Source organism: Escherichia sp. MOD1-EC7003, assembly GCF_002965065.1.
Taxonomy (GTDB): Bacteria; Pseudomonadota; Gammaproteobacteria; order Enterobacterales; family Enterobacteriaceae; genus Escherichia.
In genome coordinates, this window is record NZ_PTRE01000257.1 from 1 (window position 1) to 1,728 (window position 1,728).

Genomic DNA, 1,728 nt, shown 5'->3' on the forward strand with positions numbered 1-1,728 from the left:
GGATGTCAGAAATCAGTGCATTCGTACAGCTTTAAGCAGCCTTGCGGATACTTTTTTTGAGAATAATGTTAACAATATAGATATGAATAAATTCCGTGACAGGGTTCATAACACTATTGTGCAGGAGATTCAGAGAAATTTAAAATGTGTTTGATTGAAGTGATTTGATTGTTTTTTTGTATTAAATTCTTTAGGGTAATAAGAAAATGTATTTTTATCCCTAAACCATCTCCTCGGGAAGTGGTCTTTTACTTTTCATTACCCTAATGTCACGGATAATGCATTGCGTTATTGCTTATAGCGTGATCATGATGTATGTTTTTTACTTGGATGTTTTTTTATGGGGTTGAGTTGATATGTCTTTTGTTAGTTTATTTGGTAGTCGCGCCATGAGTCTAAGTCCAGCTTTTATACAGTCTACTCAGTCGCAAGCTGTTAAGGCAGGATGTGCACATATAAAGGTTAATGGGCATCATTATAAGGTTTCTTATGTTGATTTCATAGGTGGATTCTGTGTTCAGTCTTCTGGCTGAAGTGGGTTCTTGGGGGGGGGGCTTCTTGGAAGATGGCTCGAGGGCAGGATTGCCTCTCTTGAGCTGATTTTAAACAAAAAAACAAAATCCAATAAAAACACACAATGAATACATAAACAAAATTTTTGAAAGCACTATATAACCCCCGAAAAGCATTGAGTAATAATATTTACGTCCGTGTTTTTGTGTTGTTCTCGGCGTAAATATTATTAGTATAATAACAGACACAGCATGCGCTAATTATATCTAAAAATACTTTAAAGTGTCTCACCAATATCCATCGCCTCTCTGTGCTTTGGTAGGCCCCCATTATTCAGAGCGTCCTGAATGGATTTTAGATGTTATCTTTCCTTTGTCTCTGCTATAAAAATTTTCGTCTTGTTTCTATACTGAAATATCTTTAGTTATCTGCTGATAGGCTGTGCTCAGAATCTGTTTATTCATATGGTTAATAGAGAAACAGATGGTTCTCTTTCCCATTGTGTATTGCAGAATATCGCCCCTCCTCCCCGGGATGGACGACCGTCTAAAAGAACTGCATCCTAAAGAGATTCTTGATATATACTCTGGCATGAGAACTCCTTTTATCGCTAATGTCTCTAATTAGTTGAACTGATGTATAATGCCACTTTTGAGGTTTTCTTATGGCCAGCGTTACTGTTCATTGTCCCCGTTGTCAGTCTGCTCAGGTCTACCGCCATGGTCAGAGCCCTAAAAGCCGGACCGGTTTAGCTGTTGTGATCCTGCTTTTAGTGGGAGTGTGATGGATTTCACCAGCAGGATAATGGGATCATGTCGGTACTGGCTGATGGCGTTCTGATCTGTGGTATTGCTGTGACCGGCGATAAATAAAAAGAAACAGGCTGCATAATGCTTGATTTTTTTATTTGCTGTTTATTAAAAACACTACTGTATGGCGAATCCTCCTGTACGGAGAGGTAATCAGCAAGCAGGTATCTGTGATAATCGCGGATTTAAGTGCTGATACTGAATTCAGCGGGAGGCTCCATGCACTGCCACAAAAGCGTTATTTTTGTTTTTCTCGAACTTTCATCGTTATCCCTTTATTTCCGGCTGCGCATGGCGTGGCCTTTTTTGTGCACAGCTCCCCCCAGCTAAATAGCTGCGCCTGATATCGCTACACTTTTGCCAGACCATGCTTTCCTCCCGGGAATGGACTGGCGGTTTCCATAAA

2 pseudogenes are annotated in these 1,728 nt (G+C 39.9%); both read left to right on the plus strand.

The features are described 5' to 3' along the window. Positions 1 to 154 (plus strand): annotated as a pseudogene (locus A7090_RS26275) (secretion protein EspT); the annotation flags it as partial. Between the two features lie 1,023 nt (positions 155 to 1,177). After that, positions 1,178 to 1,264: pseudogene (locus A7090_RS24970) on the plus strand (IS1 family transposase); the annotation flags it as partial. Between the last annotated feature and the right edge of the window lie 464 nt (positions 1,265 to 1,728).